The organism is Dermabacter sp. (genome assembly GCF_032550575.1).
GTDB classification, from domain to species: Bacteria; Actinomycetota; Actinomycetes; order Actinomycetales; family Dermabacteraceae; genus Dermabacter; species Dermabacter hominis.
The window spans coordinates 231,276-254,457 of sequence record NZ_JAWFZC010000001.1 but is presented as its reverse complement, the minus strand read 5'-3'; the positions used below and the strand labels follow the sequence as shown (position 1 = coordinate 254,457).

Here is a 23,182-nt window from a genome sequence, read left to right as displayed (position 1 = left end):
AGGAGTGAACTCACATGACACACGTTTCCGTCCCCGATGCCCCGACCGGAGTGCTTCGTATCGGCCTCACGGGAGGAATCGGTTCGGGCAAGTCCACCGTCGGAAAAATATGGGCCCGAAAAGGCCACCACGTGATTGATCTTGATGCGCTCTCTCGAGCCGTCCTCGACCAGCCCGGCGAAGGCTTTGAGGAGGCTATCGCACGTTTCGGCGAGAGCTATCGAAACTCCGAGACCGGGAGGATCGACCGTGCGGCACTTGCCGAACTCGTCTTCAACGATCCTGATTCGCGTGCCGATCTCGAACGGATTGTGCACCACCATTTGTGGGCGGAAGTCGGCCGGCTCGAGGCGGCCATAGCCTCACGCGCGGCTGACGGCACGCGCGTTCTCGTCATCCACGATTCGCCCCTGCTTCTCGAGCTGGAGCACGACCGCCACTACCGTGCCATTGTCGCTGTTTTGACACCCGAGCGTGAGCGCATTGACCGAGTCGTCCGCGAGCGCGGCAAGTCCCGCGAATACGTCGAGGGTGTCATCCGTGCGCAGGTCAACGATGAGGAGCGACGCGCGAGGGCAGACGTGTTCATCGACAATGCGGGGGCACCCGAACATCTTGACGAGCGCGCCAACGCCGCCCTCGCCGAGGCGTGCGACATCATCGACCATCGACTCCATGCCCTCGACTAGGGGCGAGGGCTAGGGTTAAGGCATGCGTCCCGTTACCGAACTGACCCGTGCAGTCAAGCCCTTCGAAGTTGTTTCCGAATACAAGCCTGCGGGCGATCAGCCGAAGGCCATTGAGGAACTCGCAGCGCGCATCAACGCAGGAGAACAGGATGTTGTTCTCCTCGGGGCGACAGGAACGGGTAAGAGCGCGACCGCGGCGTGGCTGATCGAAAAGCTTCAACGCCCCACCCTCGTCATGGCGCACAACAAGACCCTCGCCGCTCAGCTCGCGAGCGAATTTCGCGAGCTTCTTCCGAATAACGCGGTCGAGTACTTCGTGAGCTACTACGACTACTACCAGCCAGAGGCGTACGTTCCGCAATCGGATACCTATATCGAGAAGGACTCCTCGATCAACGCCGAAGTGGAGCGGCTGCGTCACAGCGCCACGAACTCACTTCTGACTCGCCGAGACGTGGTCGTCGTGAGTTCAGTGAGCTGCATTTACGGTCTCGGTACACCGCAAGAGTACGTGGATCGTATGGTGCGTCTAAGCGTCGGCGAGGAGATCGAGCGCGATGCTCTCCTTCGCAAGTTCATCGACATGCAGTACGACCGCAACGACGTCGCGTTTGTGCGCGGGACGTTCCGTGTGCGCGGCGATACCGTCGAGATCATCCCCATGTATGAAGAGCTCGCGATCCGCATTGAATTTTTCGGTGACGAGATCGACGCGCTCTACACCCTGCACCCCGTGACCGGCGAAGTGATCCGCGAGGAAGAGCAGATGCACATCTTCCCCGCCTCCCACTACGTCGCCGGCCCCGAGCGGCTTCAGCGCGCTATCAAGGATATCGAAGCCGAGCTTGCCGAACGCCTCGAGGAACTCGAGGGTGAAAACAAGTTGCTCGAGGCACAGCGCCTTCGCATGCGCACGACTCACGACATCGAGATGCTGCGCCAAACCGGAACGACGAATGGCGTTGAAAACTATTCCCGCCATTTTGACGGCCGCGGCCCCGGAACGCCCCCGAATACCCTGCTCGACTATTTCCCCGAAGATTTCGTGCTCATCATCGACGAGTCACACGTGACTGTGCCTCAGATCGGCGCGATGTTCGAGGGGGATCGCTCGCGCAAGCGCACGCTCGTTGACTTTGGTTTCAGGTTGCCGTCGGCACTCGATAACCGGCCTCTGCGCTTCGACGAGTTTATTGAGCGCACCGGGCAGACCGTTTACCTCTCGGCGACGCCCGCCCAGTACGAACTAGAACGCGCCAACGGTTATGTCGAGCAGATCATCCGCCCCACCGGTCTCGTTGATCCCGAAGTGATCGTCAAACCCGTGCGCGGGCAAATCGACGATCTTCGCGCCGAGATCGAAAAACGCGTCGAGAAGAACGAGCGCGTACTCGTGACGACGCTGACCAAGCGCATGGCGGAGGACCTCACGGACTACCTCCTCGAGAACGGCGTGCGCGTCCAATACCTGCATTCCGATGTCGACACTCTTCGGCGCGTTGAACTGCTGCGCGAACTGCGTCAGGGCGAATTCGACGTCCTCGTCGGTATCAACCTTTTGCGTGAGGGCCTCGACCTTCCCGAGGTTTCGCTCGTGGCCATCCTCGATGCCGACAAGGAAGGATTTCTCCGCTCGCGTACTTCGCTTATCCAGACCATTGGGCGTGCAGCCCGTAACGTCTCGGGCCAAGTGCACATGTATGCCGATACGATCACCGATTCGATGCGCGAAGCCATCGATGAGACCAATCGTCGCCGTGAGATCCAAATCGCGTACAACAAGGAAAACGGCATCGACCCGCAGCCGCTCCGCAAGAAGATCGCCGATGTCACAGACATGCTTGCGCGCGAGGATATCGACACCGAGACGCTGCTTGCGACCGACTATCGCAAGGGCAAGGAACGCACGAAGGGCTCAAGCTCGCCCGAGCGAGGTGGCACGACCGGCAATCGCGCACTTGACCTGGGGGATAACCCAGAAAAGGCGCTTCGCGAGATGATTGAGGAACTCACCGCGAATATGCACCAGGCGGCGGAGAATCTCCAGTTTGAAGTTGCGGCGCGCATCCGCGACGAGGTGACGGAACTCAAGAAGGAACTTCGTCAGTTCACGGGAGCTTAGGTGGCAATGAACGCATAGGCGAGTACGATGTCCGGATTACTCCGTGCAGCGCCGCTCGGCTCCCACAAATCGACCGTATGCAAGGAGACCCATGCGTATTACCACTCAAGCTTTTGGCGAGGGCGAGACAATTCCCGTGCGTTTTGCCGAGCACGCCGCGGGTGGCGACAATCTCCACCCCGACCTCTCGTGGACTGACGCCCCCGAGGGGACGCGGTCGTTCGCTCTCACCGTTTTCGACCCGGATGCTCCCACGGGCTCGGGCTTCTGGCACTGGATCGCCTTCGATGTCCCCGCAAGCATGGCAGGTCTTGCCGAGGGGGAGAGCCTGCCCGAGGCGGCCCGTGAATGGGCGAACGACTACGGCTTTTCAGGTTACGGCGGACCGTGCCCACCCGAAGGGCGCGTACACCGCTACATCCATACCGTGCACGCACTCTCAGTCGAGAAACTCGAGATTTCCGAAGAAGTTACGCAGGCCCAGGTTCGTTTCGCGATCTTTGCGAACCAACTCGACTCGGCGAGCCTCACCGGTAGGTTCAAACTCACCGGCAGCGCCAACTAGGGGGGCGACTCACCAGCCGCGCTCGCGCCACTCGGCAAGATGCGGGCGCTCGGCACCAATCGTGGTGTCCTCGCCGTGCCCCGGATAAACCCACGTCTCGTCCGGCAAAACATCGAAGAGGCGCTCTTCGACATCGTTGAGCAGCGAGGTGAAGCGCTCAGAATCACCGCGTGTGGCGCCCACGCCGCCCGGAAAAAGGGAGTCGCCGGTAAACACGTGGGTGCCGTCGGCCTGCCCCCAGTAGATCGCGGCCACCGATCCGGGAGTGTGGCCGCGAAGTGCGACGATCTCGAGATCGTTCACGCCGACTCTGATGGTGTCGCCGTTCTTCAGCGGAACATCCGTCGGCGTCGGGATCTCCGGGGCGTCCTTGGCACCCGCGAAAGTTTTTGCCTGGGTCGCAGCGCGCACCTGCGCGAGTGCGCCAACGTGATCGTGGTGCGAGTGAGTCGTGAGGATCGAGTCGAGGCGGGAAGTGGGGGAGCCCTCCCTGATGAGGCGCATGAGACGCGGGGCATCGGCCGCGGCGTCGATCAGGAGCTGGGCGCCCGAGACCCTGCACGTGAGAAGGTACGCATTGTTATCGAGGGGGCCGACGGAGGCTTTGCGAATGACGAGCGAGCCGAGAGTTCGCACGTCGCTTTCCCCGCCGCTCGTGACGCTGCCCGTGTACTGATTTTTGAGGGTGCTCATGCTCACCATGCTACGGCGAGCACCTTCGCTTTTCAGAAGCGGCTCCTAGAATTGTCCAGGTGACTGATGCATTGATTGTGCGCGGTGCGCGCGAACACAACCTCAAGAACGTCGACCTCGAGATCCCCCGCAATGCGCTCGTGGTGTTTTCTGGGCTTTCCGGCTCGGGAAAGTCCTCTCTTGCCTTCGATACGATTTTTGCCGAAGGGCAGCGCCGATACGTCGAGTCCCTCTCAAGCTACGCGAGGCAGTTCCTCGGCCAGATGGACAAGCCGAAAGTCGAGTTTATCGAGGGGCTTTCGCCCGCAGTGTCGATCGACCAGAAGTCGACGAACCGCAACCCGCGCTCGACCGTTGGCACGATCACGGAAATTCATGACTACCTGCGTTTGCTCTATGCGCGCACGGGCGTGCAGCACTGCCCGACGTGCGGGGCTGAGATTTCTTCTCAGAGCGCAGAGCAAATGGTCGATGCTCTTCTTGCCTATCCCGAAGGTACGCGTTTCCAGCTTCTTGCGCCCGTCATTAAGGGCCGCAAAGGCGAACACACCGACCTTTTGAGCTCCCTTCAATCACAGGGCTTCTCCCGTGCACGCATTGACGGCGAGGTGATGCGTCTGTCGGAGGACATCTCGCTCGCGAAAACGAAGAAGCACACGATCGAGGTCATCGTTGATCGTCTTGCGGTGAAGAGCGGTTCGCGCACGCGACTAACGGACTCGGTGGAAACCGCGACCCGGCTTGCGGGCGGCGTTGTCATCGCTGACTTCGTGGATGAACCTGAGGGCTCGCCCGAGCGCACGCGCCGATTTTCTGAGAAGCGCGCGTGCCCCAACGAGCATCCTCTCGAGCTCGAAGAAATCGAGCCGCGGTCGTTCTCCTTTAACGCCCCCTACGGCGCGTGTCCCGAATGTGCGGGTATCGGCACGCGACTTGAAATCGACCCGGACCTCGTGATCCCTGATGAATCGGCGACGCTCGCGGAAGGGGCGATTGCGCCGTGGACCCTCGGCAGCGCCGACCACCACCAGCAGGTGATGAGTGCCCTTGCGAGCGAGCTTGGGTTCTCGATGGACACGCCGTGGAAGGATCTCCCGGACGACGCCAAGGACGCTCTTCTCAACGGACACAATTTCAAAGTGCACGTGCGCTACCGCAACCGGTTCGGGCGCGAGCGCCGCTATTCGACAGGCTTTGAGGGAGTCATGTACTACCTCAAGCGCCGTCACGAGGACACCGAATCCGATTGGGCCCGCGAACGCTACGAGCAGTTCATGCGTCACGCGCCGTGCCCCGCGTGCCAGGGTCGCAGGCTTCGCCCCGAAGTCCTGTCCATCACCATCGGTGGAAAGTCGATCGCCGAGTTCTCGGATCTTCCGATTGGCGAGGCGAAGGCCTTCCTCGAGGGCGTCGAGTTCTCCTCGCGTGACCTCGTGATTGCCGACGAGATTCTCCGCGAAATCCACGCACGGCTCGGCTTCCTCGTCGACGTGGGACTGAACTACCTCAACCTCTCGCGTGCCGCCGGAACCCTGTCCGGGGGAGAGGCACAGCGCATCCGCCTCGCTACTCAGATCGGCTCGGGCCTCGTGGGAGTTTTGTACGTGCTCGATGAGCCATCGATCGGGCTCCACCAGCGCGATAACCAGAGGCTCATCCACACCCTCGTTCGGCTTCGCGACCTCGGCAATACCCTCATCGTTGTCGAGCACGATGAGGACACGCTCCGCACGGCTGACTGGATCGTCGATATCGGCCCCAACGCCGGCGAGTACGGCGGCGAGGTTGTGTATTCGGGCGCGTACGAGGGGCTCCTCGAGGAGTCCCGCTCTATCACCGGGCAGTACCTGAGTGGTGAGCGCACGATCGATGTGCCGAAAGAGCGCCGGAAGGTGGACCCCGGTCGTGTGCTGAAGGTCGTGAATGCGCGCGAAAACAACCTTCAGGGTGTGAATGTGACGGTGCCGCTGGGCCTATTCACCGCCGTGACGGGAGTGTCCGGATCCGGCAAGTCGACTCTCGTCAACGACATTCTCTACCGTGTGCTCGCGAAGAACCTCAACCGCGCTCGCGTCGTCCCCGGCCGACATACGCGTGTCGAAGGCCTCGAGCACCTCGATAAGGTCGTCCACGTCGACCAGTCCCCGATCGGCCGTACGCCGCGCTCGAATCCGGCCACGTATACGGGGGTTTGGGATCGCATTCGTACCCTCTTTGCTCAAACGAGCGAGGCGAAGGTGCGCGGTTACAAGGCCGGACGCTTCTCGTTCAACGTCAAGGGCGGGCGATGCGAGAACTGCGCCGGTGACGGAACGATCAAGATCGAGATGAACTTCCTTCCGGACGTGTACGTGAAGTGCGAGGTGTGCCATGGCGCACGCTACAACTCAGAAACACTCCAGGTGCGTTTCAAAGGCAAGAACGTGGCCGAGGTGCTCGACATGCCGATCTCGGAGGCCGTCGAGTTTTTCGAGGCGGTTCCCGCCATCCACCGTCAGTTGTCGACGCTTGTCGAGGTTGGTCTCGGGTATGTGCGGCTCGGGCAGTCCGCGACGACGCTCTCGGGCGGCGAAGCACAGCGCGTGAAGCTCGCTGCCGAACTGCACAAGCGCTCGAAGGGCCGGACGATTTACGTGCTGGACGAGCCGACGACCGGCTTGCACTTCGAGGACATTAAAAAACTCCTTTCGGTGCTTCAGGGACTCGTGGACAAGGGCAACTCGGTCGTCGTGATCGAACACAATCTGGACGTGATTAAGAGCGCCGACTACCTCATCGACCTCGGTCCGGAGGGCGGCAGCGGAGGCGGCCGCGTGATCGCGACCGGCACGCCCGAAGACGTCGCGAAGGTCGACGAGTCGTTCACGGGGCAGTTCCTGCGGGAGCTCCTGTAATGGCGGATCCGGCGACGTACCGGCCGGCGCCGGGGTCTATTCCGACGGATCCTGGCGTCTACCGGTTCCTCGACCCCGATTCGAGGGTCATCTACGTGGGCAAGGCGAAGAATCTTCGCCAAAGGCTCGGCAACTATTTTCAGGATCTCGCGAACCTCCACCCGCGCACCCAGAAAATGGTGACCACCGCAAGCCAGGTGCAGTGGACGGTCGTCACGAGCGATGTCGAGGCACTCACGCTCGAATACACCTGGATCAAGGAATTTGATCCGCGCTTCAACGTGAAGTTCCGCGATGACAAGTCGTACCCGTTCCTCGTCGTGACGATGGGTAATCAGGTGCCGCGCGCGATGATCACGCGCAAAGAGCGCCACAAAACGGATCGTTCCTTTGGTCCGTACGCTCACGTGTGGGCCATTCGCGAAACTCTCGACCTGCTATTGCGAGTCTTTCCCGTGCGAACGTGCACCCAGGGCGTGTACAACCGTGCGGAACGCTCGGGCAGGCCGTGCCTACTCGGCTTCATTGGCAAATGCGCCGCGCCGTGCGTAGGCAACGTAAGCATCGAGGAGCACCGAGCACTCGCCGAAAACCTCGTGGCGTTTATGGACGGCAATACCGGGGCTTTTGTTCGCGAACGGCGCACCAAAATGAAGGAAGCTGCCGCCGCGCTGGACTACGAGGCCGCAGCCCGATATCGCGACGACCTTGCCGCGCTCGAAAAGGTCATGGAAAAAAACTCGGTGGTGCTTGCAGATGCGACCGACGCCGATCTCGTCGCCCTCGAACTCGACGAGCTCGAGGCAAGCGTGCAGGTCTTTCACGTGAGAGGCGGGCGTATCCGGGGTCAACGAGGGTGGGTTGCCGAGCTCTTGGATGATTCAAGCCCGGCTGAGCTCATGGAACGGGCGCTCACGCAGCTCTACGAGGGGACCGATACACGCGCCCCGCACGAGATTCTCGTGACACACATGCCGTCCCGTCCTGATGAGATTCGAGCGCTCCTTAACCGTCAAAGCATCGATATACGGGTGCCCCAGCGGGGTGAAAAGAAAGCGCTTCTTGAGACGGTAAGCGCAAATGCGAAAGAAGCCATGCGACTCGGGAAACTGCGCCGGACAGGCGACCTCACCTCCCGTTCCAAAGCGCTCGAGGATCTCGGCGAAGCGCTCGATATGGAAGACGCGCCGCTGCGCATCGAATGCTTCGACATCTCGCATTCGCAGGGCACAAACGTCGTCGGCTCGATGGTCGTGTTCGAAGACGGTCTCCCACGCAAGAGCGAGTACCGCCGTTTCTCGATCTCCGGGGACGCAGCGCGTGATGACACGGCGAGCATGCAGGACGTGCTGCGTCGACGGCTTCGCCACCACCTCGAGCAGAAGGAAGCCCGGGCAAACGGTGACGTGGTTGATCCGTCCGCGACTCGATTCGCGTACCCGCCGAACCTCATCATCGTTGACGGCGGCTTACCTCAGGTTAATGCCGCCAAACGCGTCATGGATGAACTGGGTATCACCGATGTTGCCCTGATCGGCATCGCTAAGCGTCTCGAGGAAGTGTGGCTGCCCGATGAGGACTACCCGCTCATTCTTCCGCGCACATCCGAAGCGCTCTTTCTCATCCAGCGCCTGCGCGACGAAGCACACCGCTTTGCCATCACGTTTCACCGCTCCAAACGAGGCCGCTCGATGCACGAAAGCGTGCTCGATGAGATCCCCGGCCTGGGGCCCAGTCGGCGACGTGCGCTCCTCGACCGTTTCACGACCGTCGACGCGATTCGCAAGGCGCGCGTCGAGGACCTCGAAGGCGTCCCTGGAATTGGCCCTGCACTCGCGGCGAATATCCACGCCGCACTACAATCCGAAGAGCGGGCCCCCGCGGTGAACATGACGACGGGAGAGATTCTTGAGTGAGAACAAGCAAGAGCTGGGCAACGGTGAGACAGAGCAGCCGTCGGACCAGAGCGGTATCGCCCCGGAAATCGTGATCATCACGGGGCTTGCGGGTGCAGGCAGGGAGACTGCCGCCCATGCTCTCGAAGACATGGGCTGGTACGTCGTGTACAACATCGCGCCGCAACTTATCCGCACCCTGTTCGACCTTCAGTCTCAGGCCGTCGGCCGCGCCAATCGCTTCGCCGTCGTTACCGACCCGCGTTCCGGCCCCTTCTTCAATGACCTTCCCGAAGTTATCCAGGACCTCCGGAAACAGGAAGTGCGCACGCGCCTCGTGTTCCTCAGCGCCGATCAGAACACGCTCGTGCGCCGGTTCGACTCGGTTCGACGCCCCCACCCTCTCCAGGGCGAGGAGGGCGTGCTCGAAGGGATCCGCCGCGAACGAGAGCAGCTTGCTCCGCTGCGACGGATGGCCGATATCGTCATCGACACCTCGCCGCTGAACGTCCACCAGCTCTCGATGCGCATGCGCAAGGAGTTCGGCAAAGGGGACGACCACACCGTGACTGTCAACGTCATGAGCTTCGGCTTTAAATACGGCATTCCCATCGAATCGGACTACGTTGCCGACGTGCGATTTCTTCCGAACCCGTACTGGGTGCCGGAGCTTCGCGACAAGCGCGGCATCGATAGCGAGGTTGCCGACTACGTTTTGGAGCAAGCGAACGCGAAGGAATTCATCAGTCGTTACGTCGAGATGTTGATTCCCGTACTGCGCGGCTACCGCGAGGAGAACAAGCAATTCGCTGCCGTCGCCATCGGTTGTACGGGAGGTAAGCACCGCTCCGTTGCGGTCGCGGAGACCATCGGCGATGAGCTTCGAAAGCTTGGCTACCCGGTGCGCGTGCGCCACCGCGATCTCGGCAGAGAGTAAAGCGCCGTGAATGCCAACGTCCCGAGGCGTACGTCCTCGCTCATGCCCACGCCCCTGCGTTCGCGCACGCGGGGGCCCAAAGTGGTGGCCTTTGGTGGCGGTCACGGCCTATCAGCGAGTCTTAACGCGCTGCGCCACCTCACCCGTGATCTCACCGCAGTGGTGACCGTCGCGGACAACGGCGGTTCATCGGGCCGGCTGCGTGCCGAGCTCCCGATCCTTCCACCCGGCGACCTCCGCATGGCGCTGTCGGCCCTGTGCGAGGACTCGGAGTGGGGAGTGACGTGGCGCGATGTCGTGCAGCATCGCTTCACCTCGGATGGTGAGATCAATGGCCACTCGCTCGGAAACCTTCTCATCGTCGCCCTCTGGCAGCTACTCGACGATCCCATCGCCGCACTCGACTACGTCGGGGAGCTTCTTGGTACTTCCGGTCGTGTTCTTCCGATGGCGCTCGAGCCCCTCGATATCGAGGCGCTCGTATCTTTCCCGGGCGAAGAACTTCGCACGATCCGCGGCCAGGCGGATGTCGCCGCCACCACCGGCCACGTCGAGGACCTGCGCATCATTCCGCCCGAACCTCAGATCGCACGCGAGGTGCTCGACTCGATCGACGAGGCCGAATGGCTCGTGATCGGTCCCGGTAGCTGGTACACCTCCGTCCTCCCGCACGTGAAGATCGCTGAACTTCGTGACGCCATTACGCACACGAACGCACGCAAAGTGCTGACGATGAACCTCGCCGCGGGGCGCTCGGAAACCGTCGGCCTCACGAGCACTGATCTGCTCGCCATCGTGTGCGACGCGGCCCCTGAGCTCAGATTCAATGCGCTTGTAGCCGATCCTTCCGTCGAACGCGACGGCGGAAAGGCCCTCGTTGCCGCCGCCCACGCCCGTGGAATCGACGTTCTCATGCGCACGGTATCCACGGGTGACGGAACCCCCACTCACGATCCGCTTCGACTCGCGACCGCGTATCGCGACGTGTTTAATGGCGTTTTCACCCACCCATGGAAGGACTGAAATGGCCCTGACTGCCGATGTCAAGGAGGAGCTTTCCCACCTCGACGTGACTCGCGTAAGCGCACGTAAAGCCGAGGTGGCGACCCTTTTGCGCTTCGCGGGAGGCCTCCACCTCGTGGGGGGCCGGGTGTCGATTGAGGCCGAACTCGACCAGTCGGCGAGTGCCCGCCGACTCAAGACCTTCGTTGCCGATCTCTACGGGCACCCGAGCGAAGTCACCGTCCTCGCTGCGTCGGGGATCCGGCGCTCGACGCGCTACATCGTGCGCGTGATTTCCGATGGCGCGATCTTCGCGAAACAAACCGGCCTTCTCGATGCGCGGTCGAGGCCCGTACGAGGCCTGCCGCCGCTCGTCGTTGGCGGGAGCACAGAGGATCAGGCTGCTGCATGGCGAGGAGCTTTCCTCGCTCACGGAAGTCTCACCGAACCAGGGCGAAGTGCCGCGCTTGAACTCACCTGCCCCGGCTCCGAAGTCGCACTTGCGATGGTGGGATCGGCCCGGAGGCTCGGCATCCAAGCGAAATCGAAAGAAGTACGCGGGACAGACCGCGTGGTGATTCGCGACGGTGAAGCAATCGGTCACATGCTTGCACTCATGGGGGCCGAAAAAACTGCGGCGCTCTGGAACGACAAGCGCTCAAAGCGGGAAGTACGGGCGACCGCAAACCGCCTCGCCAATTTTGACGATGCAAATCTGCGCCGGTCGGCGCGTGCCGCCGTTGCCGCAGGCGCCCGCGTCGAAAGAGCGATTGAAATTCTCGGCGACGACATTCCCGATCACTTGCGTGCCGCAGGTCTTCTCCGCCTCGAACACCGTCAGGCAAGTCTCGAGGAACTCGGCCAACTCGCCGATCCGCCCATGACCAAGGACGCCGTGGCAGGGAGGATCCGTCGGCTACTCGCCCTCGCTGATAAAACTGCCGAGGAACGCGGCATTCCTGGAACCGAGGCAAACCTTGGTCCCGAAATGTTAGATGCGGAATAAAAAAGCGCGCTGAGCCGCTTGTGGCTCCCCAGGTTCCTATGAGCCTCGCATCACAATGTTGATAGAATCGAGCCACCCCGCACACGCGGGATCCATGCGTACAAGGAGGTGCGCGAAGCCCAGTCCCACACGGCGGAAACGCCGCCGTGCACCAAGGAGGAACTGTGACCGTAAAGGTTGGTATTAACGGATTCGGTCGTATCGGCCGTAACTTCGCGCGCGCTGCATTCGAGCAGGGCGCCGACATCGAGATCGTTGCTGTCAACGACCTCACCGACACCAAGACCCTCTCGCACCTCGTGAAGTACGACTCGATCCTCGGCCGCTTCGACGGCGAGGTTGAGTCCACCGAGGATTCGATCACCATCGACGGCAAGTCGATCAAGGTGTTCTCGGAAAAGGACCCGGCTGCTATCGATTGGGCGTCGGTTGGCGCTGAGGTCGTCGTTGAGTCGACCGGCCTCTTCACCGATGCTGAGAAGGCCAAGGCCCACCTCGGCGATACCGTCAAGAAGGTCATCATCTCGGCTCCCGGCAAGAACGTTGACGCAACCTTCGTCGTTGGCGTGAACGAGGGCGACTACGACGCTGAGAACCATCACGTGGTCTCGAACGCCTCGTGCACGACCAACTGCCTCGCCCCGCTTGCAAAGGTTCTCAACGACGAATTCGGCATCGTCAAGGGCCTCATGACGACGGTGCACGCGTACACGGGTGACCAGCGCATCCTCGATGCGCCCCACAAGGACCTGCGCCGTGCTCGCGCCGCGGCCCTCAACATCATCCCCACGAAGACCGGCGCCGCTGCTGCGGTTGCTCTCGTGCTCCCCGAGCTCAAGGGCAAGTTCGACGGTTACGCGCTCCGCGTTCCCACGCCGACCGGCTCGGTCGTCGACCTCACCTTCGAGGCTGAGCGCGAGGTTTCCGTCGAGGAGATCAACGCTGCCGTGAAGAAGGCCGCAGAGGGCCCGCTCAAGGGCGTTCTCGCCTACACCGAGGATCCGATCGTCTCGAAGGACATCGAGACCGATCCGCACAGCTCGATCTTCGATGCCGGCTGCACCAAGGTCATCGGCAACCAGGTCAAGGTCGTGTCGTGGTACGACAACGAGTGGGGTTACTCGAACCGCCTCGTTGACCTGACCGTCCTTATGGGCGAGAAGCTCTGATTCTCCCCTCCGCTCACTCTTGAGTACCTCAACGAAGGGTCCGCGTCACGGCACCGCTGTGGGCGCGGGCCCTTCGTCCACCTGGGGCTGAAAGGCTCCACCGGGGTGCGCAATCGCCACCCCGCCCTTTTTATGAGGATGTGACCCATGCTTAAGACCATCGATTCACTCGGCGATCTCGCCGGCAAGCGCGTTCTCGTACGCGCCGATCTCAACGTTCCACTCGACGGCACGACCATCACGGATGATGGCCGTATTCGTGCTTCGCTGCCGACCATCAATGCTCTTCGCGAGAAGGGTGCGCGTGTCATTGTGACCGCTCACCTCGGCCGTCCCAAGGGCGCGCCGGATCCCAAGTTCTCCCTCAAGCCCGCCGTGGATCGACTGAGCGAGCTCCTCGAGGCGCCGGTCGCGTTTGCGACGGATACCGTTGGCGAGAGCGCCAAGCAGACGGTCGAAAGCCTCGGTGACGGCGATGTGGCCGTTCTCGAAAACGTCCGCTTCAACGCCGGCGAAACGAGCAAGGATCAGGCAGAGCGCGAAGCCTTCGCGAAGGAACTCGCTTCGCTCGCCGATGCGTTCGTGTCTGACGGTTTCGGTGTTGTCCACCGCAAGCAGGCGTCCGTGTACGACGTGGCTAAGCTCCTGCCGGCTGCGGCGGGTTCGCTCGTCGAAAAGGAGGTCGCGTCGCTTCGCAAGGTGACCGATGAGCCGGCACGCCCGTTCGTCGTGATTCTCGGCGGCTCGAAGGTTTCCGACAAGCTCGGCGTGATTGACAATCTCCTCGGCAAGGCCGACCGCCTCCTCATCGGCGGCGGCATGAGCTACACCTTCCAGAAGGCCCTTGGCCACGAGGTAGGCAAGTCGCTCCTTGAAGAAGACCAGGTGGAGACGGTGAAGGGCTACCTCAAGCGCGCCGAGGAATCGGGCGTCGAGATCGTCCTTCCGGTCGACAACGTCGTGTCCGAAAACTTCGGGCCGGACGGCCCCGCCGACGTCGTTCCCTCGAGCGACATCCCTGCGAACAAGGAAGGTCTCGACATCGGTCCGAAGACCCGCGAGCTGTTCGCCTCGAAGCTCGGCGATGCCGGCACGGTCTTCTGGAACGGCCCGATGGGCGTATTCGAGTTTGAACTCTACGCAGACGGCACCAAAGCTATCGCCGAAGCCCTCGCCGAATGCTCGGGCTACACGGTCGTGGGTGGCGGCGATTCCGCGTCCGCGATCCGCAATCTCGGCTTCGACGAAGCGCGCTACTCGCACATTTCCACCGGTGGCGGTGCGAGCCTCGAACTTATCGAGGGCAAGGAGCTGCCGGGTATCGCCATTCTTGAGGAGAAGTGATCATGACTCGTACCCCGCTTATTGCAGGCAACTGGAAGATGAACCTCACCTACATCGAGGCTCAGGCGCTCCTTGAGGACCTCGTCGAGAACCTCAAGGAAGCCGGCCACAAGACCGATGCCGTCGAGGTTGCTGTTCTTCCTCCGTTTGTTGACATCCGCACTGTTCAGACTGTTCTCGATGGTTCGGGTTCCGGGATTGTGTACGGCGGTCAGGACATTTCCGAGCACGAATCTGGCGCGTACACGGGCGAAGTCTCGGGCGCGATGCTCAAGGCTCTCGGTGCAACCTACGCAGCTGTTGGCCACTCGGAGCGCCGGCAGTACCACGGCGAGACCGAGCAGGTGACCAATGCCAAGGTCAAGGCTGCACTCGCGAACGATCTTTCGCCGATTCTCTGCGTAGGCGAGCCGCTCGAGGAGCGCAAGGCCGGTAAGCACGTCGAATACACCCTCGCTCAGGTCGAAGGTGGCATCGAAGGCCTCTCGGCCGAGGACGTCAAGAAGATCGTCATTGCCTACGAGCCCGTGTGGGCGATCGGCACCGGCGAAGTCGCGACGAGCGAAGACGCGCAGGAAGTGTGCCGCGAGATCCGCGATCTGCTCCGTACGAAGTTCGGCGACGAGGTTGCCGATTCGGTGCGCGTGCTCTACGGCGGCTCCGTGAAGTCCTCCTCGATTGTTGACCTCATGCAGCAGGCTGACGTTGACGGTGCACTCGTTGGTGGTGCATCGCTCAAGGCCGATGAGTTCGCGAAGATCGCCACCTACAACGTCGCTGATTGATTTCCCTCACGAAGTGATAACCTCGCTACGCGGCTCGGCCTTAGGCTGGGCCGTGTAGCGTATTGTTAACCTCGTTTCCCCTATGTCAACCGAAGGAACCTCCCGGACATGGAAATTCTCAAGATCGCTCTCTTCGTGATTCTTGCGATCACGAGCCTCTTGCTCATGATGTTTATCCTCATGCACAAGGGGCGTGGCGGTGGCCTCTCCGACATGTTCGGCGGCGGCATTTCGACCGGTGCGGGCTCTTCGGGCGTTGCGGAACGCAACCTCAACATCATTACGACCGTCGTGGGCGTGGTGTGGCTTGGCTCGGCGATTGGTATCGCCGTGGTTGAGCGATTCATGTAGGGACCTGGCGCGCCTCGCGCCGTTTCTCCCACACTGATTCTTTACGCACCCGGGTGTATGTCGAAGGCACTCGGGTGTTTTTCTTTCCCTCGAGCCAGCTTTCACTCTCCTCTTCGCCCCTTCAATCGGCTGACCGGCGTGGGCCACGGGAAAGAGAAACTACCGATCAAGCACGATCGCGAGGGTGCTGGCGCTGAGCTGCCCCGGGGCGGATTGGGGGCCGACGGTGGCAAAGCTTGCGTCGGATCCGAATACTTCGCCTGCGAGCCGGCTTACCCTGCCTAGATGCCCCATCGCGATCGTGATGAGCGGGCGCTCAAGGCGCTTTTTCGCGTCGAGGCTCGCGCTGAGAAGGGCGAGGACGTCCTCGGGACATTGCGGCATGACCGCGAGTTTCGCGATGGCCCGCTGCGGGGGTGCGAGGGTCGTCATGTATTCGAGCATCGCGAGCATCGCCTCGCGCGGGGGAGTGGCCTCGAAGTAGTGACGCGAGAGGACAACGGGAATGCCAGAGGCCTCGGTAGCTTCGAGAACGGAGCTGATGGCAGCGGGATGCCGCGCGATCTCGACGTCGAGTGCCTCGGCGAGACCGGATTTTGCGATTGCCGAAAGCAGCTCGGCGTAAACGTCGTCCGTAACGCTCCACGTGCCGCCCTCGCTCGCCGTGCGGATCGTCGCGAGCAGCGGATGCGAGGGAGCGGATGCGCGAACAGCGCGGAGCGCGTCCATAATGGCGGCCTCGGCCTGGGCGAAGGGAACGTCGGCCTCGCCCAGGAGGTGATCGAGACGCACCTCGAGGATGTCCACGGGCGCCTCTCGCGCCTGTACCGCTTGATCGCTCAGTTCGCTCACGCTTGAACCGAGCACGGGCGCGATGATCGCTGTCCTGTGGCCTTCACCGAGGCTGACTTCGCCGATCATCACGCCCGTCGTCATGGCTTTCGTTCGCCTTTCTTCACCGCGATCCACAGCTGTGGCTCGCACTCGTGGCTTACAGGAAGTGCGCTGCTTCCTTGTCCAGGAACCACGTCGTCGATTCCGTACCCCGCACCGCCGAGGCCGGGCAGGCCGCAGCATCGACCTTCCCGTGCGCCGTCTTTACCGCCTGCGCCTTATCGAAGCCCGCGACAAGGAAGGACACGTGACGCGCGCTATTGAGCACAGGCCATGAAAGCGAAATGCGCTCCGACGGTGGCTTCGGGGAATTGCGTACGGGAACCGCGTAGGCCGATGTCGCCCGAGCATCCCGGTGTTCCGGGAAAAGCGAGGCGACGTGGCCGTCGGGGCCAACCCCGAGCAAAAGCACATCGAAGTAGGCCTCGCCCTGTGTCGTGAACGCTGAGTCGCTTCCCTGGATCGTGAGTTGCTGCCCGTACCAGGCGGCGGCCTCATCAAGGCTCATACCGGCGTCGGAACCGGGGATCGTGTGCACGTTGTACACGGGGATGCCCGCGCCGGTCGTCAACGCCGAGATCACGGGGCGATCGTTGCGGTCCGAGGACTTGGTTGCGACGAAGCGCTCGTCACCCCACCAGACGTGCAGCTTCGACGTGTCGACCTCAGCGAACTCAAGCGAGATAGCGATGCGCTCCGCCGTCGCCGTTCCTGCACGCCCGCCCGTGAGAACGAGGTGGGCGATACCGCGCTCCTCAATAGCGGCGGCGATCCGAGCCACGGCGTCCTTCGCCACGGCCTTCACGACGGCATCCATGTCGTCCGAAACAACGTCGGTTGACTCGGGCTTGCCCACCGCGAAACTGTTCGGGTCACCGGTCAGCGGGAATGCCGCGGCGAGGACATCGCCGTACACGTCATCGGGGTCGAGACGGCGAAGCTCTTCGCTCAAGAGGTCGTACATGGTGCGCTTCGGCATCGTCACGAACTGGTCGTCATTGTTGCCGGGAAGGCTCATCGTGATGCCCTCCTCACTCGAGCGCATAAGGCGGATGTCGCCGTCGTCGCGGTGAAGGGTCACGGCGCTCAGGCCGTGATCGGCTTTGACGACCTTGAATTCGACCGGAACATCTTCGCCGAGCGAGCGCTGGAGCCAGGCCTGCATGAGCAGCGACGATGGGTTGTCTTCGAGCCCTTCGATAGTGATGGCTTTCGGCTTGTCGGCGGGCGGGTAGTCGTACGCGGTTGCGACGAGACCGCGCCAGTTGGTGATGCGCGACCACGACAGATCGGAATCACCCGACTTGTAGCCGCGGGCGAGACGCAGAAGGGACGACTTCGGGCTTTCGCACTGGTAGACGTCGGTGATGCGGCGCTGCGCGATTGCACCGAGCGGATCCTGCGATGGTGAGGCCGGCGGAGTGTAAGGCCACCACGTGACGATGGGGGCATCGGGAAGTAGAAGCGGCGTGATGAGCGTGTCGAGGCCAGCATTCACGCGTCCGTGCGCGCGCAAAATGATGACCTCGCCGGCGCCGGCGTCCGTACCCACCCTGATTTCCGCATCGAGGGCATCGCGATCCGAGTCGTGCTCGGTCACGATCACAATGATCCGTGCTGGGTGCTCTTGGCTTGCCCGCACCGCGGCCTGGATCGGCTCGTCGAGCGAGCCGGTGTGCGTCACGATGACGAGCGTCGCGACGCGGTTGAGGGAAATGAGTCCGTCCTCTTCGCGCAAATCGCGAAGCTTAGCGCCGATCTGCGAAGCTGTCGTGTTCTCAAGTGTCGAAATCATGGACGCCTCCAAGTGCGGCCGTCGCGGGCCATCATGTCGTGTGCAGTCTGCGGTCCCCACGTGCCTGAACGGTACGGGGCGGGCGGCATATGCTCATCCCAGAACTCGAGGATGGGGTCGAGGATCTTCCAGGAGAGCTCCACCTCCTTTTGCCGGGGGAAGAGAGGAGGAGCGCCACGCAGAACGTCAAGAATGAGGCGTTCATAGGCCTCGGGGGATTCCTCCGTGAATGTCGATCCGTACGCGAAGTCCATGTTGACATCGCGCACCTCCATTTGGGTACCGGGAACCTTCGAGCCGAAACGCATTGTCACACCTTCATCCGGCTGGACGCGGATGACGACCGCGTTTTGGCCGAGGTCTACGGTGTCGGTATCGCGGAAGGGAAGGAACGGCACCTGCTTGTAGACGATCGCGATCTCCGTGACGCGCCGCCCGAGGCGCTTGCCCGCGCGGAGGTAGAACGGCACGCCTGCCCAGCGGCGAGTATTGACCTTGAGCTTGATCGCCGCGAAAGTCTCGGTAGTCGAGTCGGGCGAGATACCGTTCTCTTCGAGGTAGCCGTTGACCTGTTCACCGCCTTGCCAGCCGCCGACGTACTGACCACGGGCGGTGCCTTCGGCGAGATCCTCTGGCAGTTCGACTGCGGCGAGGACCTTTTCTTTTTCATTGCGAAGCTCGGCAGCATCGAACGTGATGGGTTCTTCCATGGCCGTCAGGGCAAGAAGCTGGAGCAAGTGGTTCTGGATGACGTCGCGCGCGGTTCCAATACCGTCGTAGTACCCGGCGCGGGTGCCAATCCCGATGTCTTCAGCCATCGTGATCTGCACGTGGTCGACATAGCGCGAGTTCCACACGGGCTCGAACATCTGGTTCGCGAACCGGAACGCGAGCAGATTCTGCACCGTTTCCTTGCCGAGGTAATGGTCGATTCGGAAGATTTCTTCGGGCTTAAAGACTTTTTCGACGATGTCGTTGAGCTTTCGTGCGCTTTCGAGGTCGTGCCCGAAGGGTTTCTCGATGACGACGCGCCGCCACGAATGTTCGGAGGGAGTGTTGAGGCCCGATTGTGCAAGTTGTTCCGCGACCTGAGGGAAGGCGCTGGGCGGGATGGAGAGGTAGAAGGCATGGTTGCCGCCCGTTCCCCTCGAGTCGTCGAGCTCGCTTACCACTCGCGTGAGTTCTTCGAAGGCTTCAGTGTCATCAAAGGCACCCGTGACGAATCGAAGGCCGCCTCTGAGTTGTTCGAACGCGTGCTCGTTGAAGGGGGTGCGTGCGTACTTCTCTACGCTTTCGCGCATGTAATCGGCGAAGTCGTCGTGGCTCCAGTCGCGTCGACCGAAGCCCACGAGGCCGAACGCCGGGGGGAGTAGACCGCGATTGTGCAAGTCATAGATTGCAGGAAGGAGCTTTTTGCGGGCGAGGTCGCCCGTGACTCCGAACATGACGACCGAGCACGGTCCAGCGATGAGGGGGAGGCGACGGTCGCGCGAATCGCGCAGAGGGTTGCCTGGTGCAGCTTCGTTCTGCCTCACTATGGTCCTTTGGTAGGTATTGACTTCTGTCGCGGCCGTGCCCGCGCACCCAAAGGACGGGGCGCGGGCACGGCGCGTAAAGGGGTATTACTGTGCGGCCGAGGCGGCGTCACGAACCGCCGAGAGGAGGTCCTCCCAAGCGGCCTCGAACTTTTCGACGCCTTCGCGCTCGAGCACGGCGAAGACATCGTCGAGGTCGATTCCGGCGGCGCTGATGGTTTCGAGGGTCTCGCGTGCGGCGGAGAGGTCGCTCTCGGTAAGGGGGCCCTCGATACGGGCATGGTCGGCAACGGCTTCGAGGGTTTTACCTGGAACCGTATTGACGACCGGATTGCCCACGAGGCGGTCCACGTACATCGTGTCGGGATAGGCCTCGTTCTTCACGCCGGTTGATGCCCACAGGGCGCGCTGCGGATTTGCGCCCTTTTCCTTGAGGGCGGCGAAACGATCGGAGCCGACATACTCGAGGTATTCGGCAAACGCAGCCTGCGCGTTGGCAAGGCCGGCCTTGCCGCGAAGGTTGAGGGCATCGCCGCCGATGGTTTCGAGGCGCTTATCGATTTCGCTGTCCACGCGGGACACGAAGAAGGAGGCCACCGAGTGGATGCGTGAGAGATCCACGCCGTTTACTGCTGCCTTCTCGAGTCCGCTGAGGTAGGCATCGATCACCTGGCGGTAGCGCTCGAGCGAGAAGATGAGCGTGACATTCACGCTAATGCCCTCAGCGATCGCACGGGTGATCGCCGGGAGGCCCTCGTCGGTCGCGGGGATCTTAATCATCACGTTCTCGCGGTCCACGAGTGCGCTAAGGGACTTCGCCTGCTCGACGGTCGCATCCTCCTCGTGCGCGAGGCGCGGATCGACCTCGATCGACACTCGACCGTCGAAGCCGTTCGAGGCTTTGTAGGTCGGCGCGAATACGTCGCATGCATCGCGCACATCGCGCGTCGTGAGCTCCGTGATTATTGCATCGGCATCGAGGCCGCTCGAAGCCGCGTCGGCGATTGCACGGTCGTAAACCGACTTGCCCGCGATGGCCGCCTTGAAGATCGCGGGATTCGTGGTGACACCGACGATGTTGCGTTCGCTCATGAGCTTTTCGAGGTCTCCGGTGTCGATGAGTGCACGGGAGAGATCGTCGAGCCAGAGCGAGACGCCAAGGTCGCTGAGCTTTTGCGTCAGTTCGGTCATGGCAAAACCTTTCGGGAGGTGTTCGGTTGAGCTGAGTTTCCGATTGATTGGCGGTTACTTACGAGCTGCAGCGAGGGATTCTTTCGCCTTTGCCGCAACGTTTTCGGCCGTGAAACCGTACTTCTCGAACAGGAGCGAGCCCGATGCCGACTCACCGTAGTGCTCGAGCGAGACTGCGCGTCCTGCATCACCGAGGAAGCGATACCAGGGCATCGCGATCCCGGCCTCGACGCTCACGCGCGCTTTGACGGCGCTGGGAAGAACCGATTCGCGGTACTCCTCGCTCTGCTCGTCGAACCACTCGACGCAGGGCATCGACACGAGGCGCGTGGGGATGCCTTCGGCTTCAAGTAGCTTCTGCGCGCCTGCAGCGTGCTGGACCTCGGAACCCGTCGCGATCAGGATGACCTCGGGCTCACCGTTGGAAGCGTCCTTCATGACGTAGGCGCCCCTGTCGAGGTTCTCCGCGCTCGCATACTCCTCGCGGTCAAAGGTGGGAACACCCTGGCGCGTGAGGATAAGACCAGCGGGACCCTCGTCGCGCTTGAGGACCGCTTTCCACGCTTGAGCAGTCTCGTTCGCATCAGCCGGTCGCACGATCGAGAGGTTCGGGATTGCGCGGTAGGCGGCGAGGTGCTCGACAGGCTGGTGGGTGGGGCCGTCTTCGCCGAGGCCGATTGAGTCGTGTGTCCACACGTAGATCGAGGGAGTCTTGCACAGCGAGGCGAGGCGCACCGAGCCGCGCATGTAGTCGGCAAACTGGAAGAACGTGCCGCCATACGGGCGTGTAAGGCCGTAGAGCGAGATTCCGCTCAGGATGGCGCCCATCGCGTGCTCGCGAATACCGAAGTGGAGGGTGCGGCCGTACGGGCTGCCCGAAAAGTCCTTGGTTTGGTTGGCCTCAGGAATGAATGACGGTTCACCCGCCATAGTCGTGTTGTTGGAGCCCGCGAGGTCAGCCGATCCACCCCACAGTTCGGGAAGAACGGGAGCGAGGGCAGAGAGGACTTTGCCGGAGGCAGCGCGGGTCGCGAGGCCCTTCTCGTCAGCCTCAAAGACCGGCAGCGCCTCGTCGAGATTCGCGGGAAGATCGCGGGCGATCAGGCGGTCGTACAGCGCCGCGGCATCGGGATTCTCGGCGCGCCACTCTTCCACCTTGGCATCCCATTCGCGATGCTTCTGGGCGCCGCGCTCGATGAGGGCGCGGGCGTGTGCGAGAGCTTCTTCGTCGATCTCGAAGGTCTTTTCGGTATCGAAACCGAGGATGTCCTTGAGCCCGGCGATGGGCTGATCGCCAAGTGCGGATCCGTGAGCAGCGTGGTCGCCGGACTTGCCGGGGGTCGGCCATGCGATCACGGTGCGGAGGCGAATGAAGGTCGGCTTGTCAGTGACCTGCTGGCCGGCGACGATTGCGTCCTTCAGCTCCTTGAGGTTTTCGACGTACTCGGTGCCGCCGTTGGTCCAGTCCACGGTGCGCACATCCCAGCCGAGGGCCTGGTAGCGGGCGGCGGTGTCCTCGGTAAAGGCGATGTTGGTATCGCCTTCGATGGAGATCTCGTTGTCGTCCCAAATGACGATGAGGTTGCCGAGCTGCTGCGTGCCGGCGAGGGAGGAGGCTTCGTGGCTCACGCCCTCTTCGAGGTCGCCGTCGGATGCAATCACGTAGGTGAAGGTGTCGAACGGGCTCTCGCCGGCGGGGGCGGTGGGATCGAGGAGGCCCCGAACGCGGCGCTGCGCCATGGCAAAGCCTACGGACGATGCAATTCCCTGGCCGAGCGGACCCGTCGTCATTTCGACACCGGCCGTGTGGAAGTTTTCGGGATGGCCCGGGGTCTTCGAGCCCTCGGTGCGCAGCGCCTGAAGGTCTTCAACCTCGAGGCCGAAGCCGCCGAGGAAGAGCTGGAGGTACTGCGTGAGGCTCGTGTGACCGCACGAGAGGATGAAGCGATCTCGGCCGAACCAGTCCGGATCCTTGGGATCGTGGTTCATGATGTCCTGGTACAGGAGGTAGGCAGCAGGGGAGAGGCTCACAGCCGTGCCCGGGTGCCCATTGCCGACCTTCTGTACGGCTTCCGCGGCGAGGATCCGCGCGTTGTCGATGGCACGCTTGTCGAGATCGCTCCAGCCCTCGGGGGCTACGAAATTGCTACTCACGAAAGTTCTTTCCCTTCCATCGGTTGATCCATCTCAAGCGCCGAGGGCGGGACCGGATCGGCGCGAGGGGCCAAAATCGTGTCGATAGTATCGCGCGAAATTGGAGGATAGGTGACTGCTGTCTCAGGAAATGCAGGAAACAAGGGCTCAGCGGCGGCGCC

Annotated in this window: 18 protein-coding genes; 12 read left to right on the top strand and 6 right to left on the bottom strand. The window is 62.3% G+C overall.

Annotation, left to right across the window (positions count from 1 at the left end; genetic code table 11):
* Positions 1–14: 14 nt before the first annotated feature.
* The 3 genes from coaE to E6X30_RS01185 all read left to right on the top strand — a co-directional run bounded on the left by coaE (position 15) and on the right by E6X30_RS01185 (position 3,376).
* The gene (gene coaE / locus E6X30_RS01195; protein WP_016664618.1) at positions 15–689 is read left to right on the top strand and encodes a dephospho-CoA kinase; all 675 of its coding nucleotides are present in this window, start codon (positions 15–17) and stop codon (positions 687–689) included.
* Positions 690–711: 22 nt separating this feature from the next.
* Positions 712–2,811, top strand: coding sequence for an excinuclease ABC subunit UvrB (gene uvrB, locus E6X30_RS01190; protein ID WP_016664617.1), 2,100 nt, complete (start codon positions 712–714; stop codon positions 2,809–2,811).
* A gap of 91 nt (positions 2,812–2,902) precedes the next feature.
* Positions 2,903–3,376, top strand: coding sequence for a YbhB/YbcL family Raf kinase inhibitor-like protein (locus tag E6X30_RS01185; protein WP_016664616.1), 474 nt, complete (start codon positions 2,903–2,905; stop codon positions 3,374–3,376).
* Between the two features lie 9 nt (positions 3,377–3,385).
* Here E6X30_RS01185 and E6X30_RS01180 read toward each other — a convergent pair whose 3' ends face one another.
* The gene (locus E6X30_RS01180) at positions 3,386–4,078 is read right to left on the bottom strand and encodes an MBL fold metallo-hydrolase (protein WP_016664615.1); all 693 of its coding nucleotides are present in this window, start codon (positions 4,076–4,078) and stop codon (positions 3,386–3,388) included.
* A gap of 50 nt (positions 4,079–4,128) precedes the next feature.
* Between E6X30_RS01180 and uvrA the strand changes: the two genes are divergently transcribed.
* The 9 genes from uvrA (at position 4,129) to secG (ending at position 15,452) form a co-directional block, all read left to right on the top strand.
* The gene (gene uvrA / locus E6X30_RS01175; protein ID WP_316335566.1) at positions 4,129–6,963 is read left to right on the top strand and encodes an excinuclease ABC subunit UvrA; all 2,835 of its coding nucleotides are present in this window, start codon (positions 4,129–4,131) and stop codon (positions 6,961–6,963) included.
* Positions 6,963–8,879 carry an excinuclease ABC subunit UvrC gene (uvrC, locus tag E6X30_RS01170; RefSeq protein WP_016664613.1) on the top strand — a complete coding sequence of 639 codons (1,917 nt, stop codon included), beginning with the start codon at positions 6,963–6,965 and terminating at the stop codon, positions 8,877–8,879. Before uvrA ends, uvrC begins: the two co-directional genes overlap by 1 nt.
* Positions 8,880–8,892: 13 nt before the next feature.
* A complete protein-coding gene (gene rapZ / locus E6X30_RS01165; RefSeq protein WP_070458847.1) occupies positions 8,893–9,795 on the top strand; it encodes an RNase adapter RapZ in 903 nt (300 codons plus the stop codon).
* A gap of 42 nt (positions 9,796–9,837) precedes the next feature.
* Positions 9,838–10,818 (top strand): uridine diphosphate-N-acetylglucosamine-binding protein YvcK, encoded by a 981-nt coding sequence (yvcK, locus tag E6X30_RS01160; protein WP_316335704.1) that lies wholly within the window; start codon positions 9,838–9,840, stop codon positions 10,816–10,818.
* A 1-nt stretch (position 10,819) separates the two neighbouring features.
* Positions 10,820–11,803: a DNA-binding protein WhiA gene (gene whiA, locus E6X30_RS01155; RefSeq protein ID WP_316335565.1), complete on the top strand. Its 984-nt coding sequence runs from the start codon at positions 10,820–10,822 to the stop codon at positions 11,801–11,803.
* 164 nt (positions 11,804–11,967) lie between these two features.
* The gene (gene gap, locus E6X30_RS01150; RefSeq protein ID WP_061211973.1) at positions 11,968–12,972 is read left to right on the top strand and encodes a type I glyceraldehyde-3-phosphate dehydrogenase; all 1,005 of its coding nucleotides are present in this window, start codon (positions 11,968–11,970) and stop codon (positions 12,970–12,972) included.
* A gap of 147 nt (positions 12,973–13,119) precedes the next feature.
* Complete coding sequence (locus E6X30_RS01145; RefSeq protein WP_016664608.1) at positions 13,120–14,316, top strand: phosphoglycerate kinase; 1,197 nt, start codon at positions 13,120–13,122, stop codon at positions 14,314–14,316.
* Between the two features lie 2 nt (positions 14,317–14,318).
* The gene (gene tpiA, locus E6X30_RS01140) at positions 14,319–15,101 is read left to right on the top strand and encodes a triose-phosphate isomerase (RefSeq protein ID WP_016664607.1); all 783 of its coding nucleotides are present in this window, start codon (positions 14,319–14,321) and stop codon (positions 15,099–15,101) included.
* Positions 15,102–15,209: 108 nt separating this feature from the next.
* Positions 15,210–15,452, top strand: a complete 243-nt coding sequence (gene secG / locus E6X30_RS01135; RefSeq protein ID WP_016664606.1) for a preprotein translocase subunit SecG — start codon at positions 15,210–15,212, stop codon at positions 15,450–15,452.
* 159 nt (positions 15,453–15,611) lie between these two features.
* Here the strand turns inward: secG and aroD are convergent, their stop codons facing one another.
* From aroD to tkt, 5 genes are all read right to left on the bottom strand, one after another.
* On the bottom strand, positions 15,612–16,388 hold the full coding sequence (gene aroD / locus E6X30_RS01130; RefSeq protein WP_016664605.1) for a type I 3-dehydroquinate dehydratase: 777 nt from the start codon (positions 16,386–16,388) through the stop codon (positions 15,612–15,614).
* A gap of 55 nt (positions 16,389–16,443) precedes the next feature.
* The gene (gene pgl / locus E6X30_RS01125; RefSeq protein ID WP_016664604.1) at positions 16,444–18,141 is read right to left on the bottom strand and encodes a 6-phosphogluconolactonase; all 1,698 of its coding nucleotides are present in this window, start codon (positions 18,139–18,141) and stop codon (positions 16,444–16,446) included.
* The gene (gene zwf / locus E6X30_RS01120) at positions 18,138–19,676 is read right to left on the bottom strand and encodes a glucose-6-phosphate dehydrogenase (RefSeq protein ID WP_316335564.1); all 1,539 of its coding nucleotides are present in this window, start codon (positions 19,674–19,676) and stop codon (positions 18,138–18,140) included. Before zwf ends, pgl begins: the two co-directional genes overlap by 4 nt.
* 87 nt (positions 19,677–19,763) lie before the next feature.
* The gene (gene tal, locus E6X30_RS01115; protein WP_316335563.1) at positions 19,764–20,867 is read right to left on the bottom strand and encodes a transaldolase; all 1,104 of its coding nucleotides are present in this window, start codon (positions 20,865–20,867) and stop codon (positions 19,764–19,766) included.
* 54 nt (positions 20,868–20,921) lie between these two features.
* Positions 20,922–23,021 carry a transketolase gene (gene tkt, locus E6X30_RS01110; protein ID WP_316335562.1) on the bottom strand — a complete coding sequence of 700 codons (2,100 nt, stop codon included), beginning with the start codon at positions 23,019–23,021 and terminating at the stop codon, positions 20,922–20,924.
* Between the last annotated feature and the right edge of the window lie 161 nt (positions 23,022–23,182).

Coding starts and splice junctions, on each gene's coding strand:
- pgl (WP_016664604.1), bottom strand. CDS start 18,141: ATGATTTCGACACTTGAGAACACGACAGCTTCGCAGATCGGCGCTAAG.
- yvcK (WP_316335704.1), top strand. CDS start 9,838: ATGCCCACGCCCCTGCGTTCGCGCACGCGGGGGCCCAAAGTGGTGGCC.
- tal (WP_316335563.1), bottom strand. CDS start 20,867: ATGACCGAACTGACGCAAAAGCTCAGCGACCTTGGCGTCTCGCTCTGG.
- aroD (WP_016664605.1), bottom strand. CDS start 16,388: ATGACGACGGGCGTGATGATCGGCGAAGTCAGCCTCGGTGAAGGCCAC.
- uvrC (WP_016664613.1), top strand. CDS start 6,963: ATGGCGGATCCGGCGACGTACCGGCCGGCGCCGGGGTCTATTCCGACG.
- coaE (WP_016664618.1), top strand. CDS start 15: ATGACACACGTTTCCGTCCCCGATGCCCCGACCGGAGTGCTTCGTATC.
- whiA (WP_316335565.1), top strand. CDS start 10,820: ATGGCCCTGACTGCCGATGTCAAGGAGGAGCTTTCCCACCTCGACGTG.
- tpiA (WP_016664607.1), top strand. CDS start 14,319: ATGACTCGTACCCCGCTTATTGCAGGCAACTGGAAGATGAACCTCACC.
- uvrB (WP_016664617.1), top strand. CDS start 712: ATGCGTCCCGTTACCGAACTGACCCGTGCAGTCAAGCCCTTCGAAGTT.
- E6X30_RS01180 (WP_016664615.1), bottom strand. CDS start 4,078: ATGGTGAGCATGAGCACCCTCAAAAATCAGTACACGGGCAGCGTCACG.
- E6X30_RS01145 (WP_016664608.1), top strand. CDS start 13,120: ATGCTTAAGACCATCGATTCACTCGGCGATCTCGCCGGCAAGCGCGTT.
- secG (WP_016664606.1), top strand. CDS start 15,210: ATGGAAATTCTCAAGATCGCTCTCTTCGTGATTCTTGCGATCACGAGC.
- E6X30_RS01185 (WP_016664616.1), top strand. CDS start 2,903: ATGCGTATTACCACTCAAGCTTTTGGCGAGGGCGAGACAATTCCCGTG.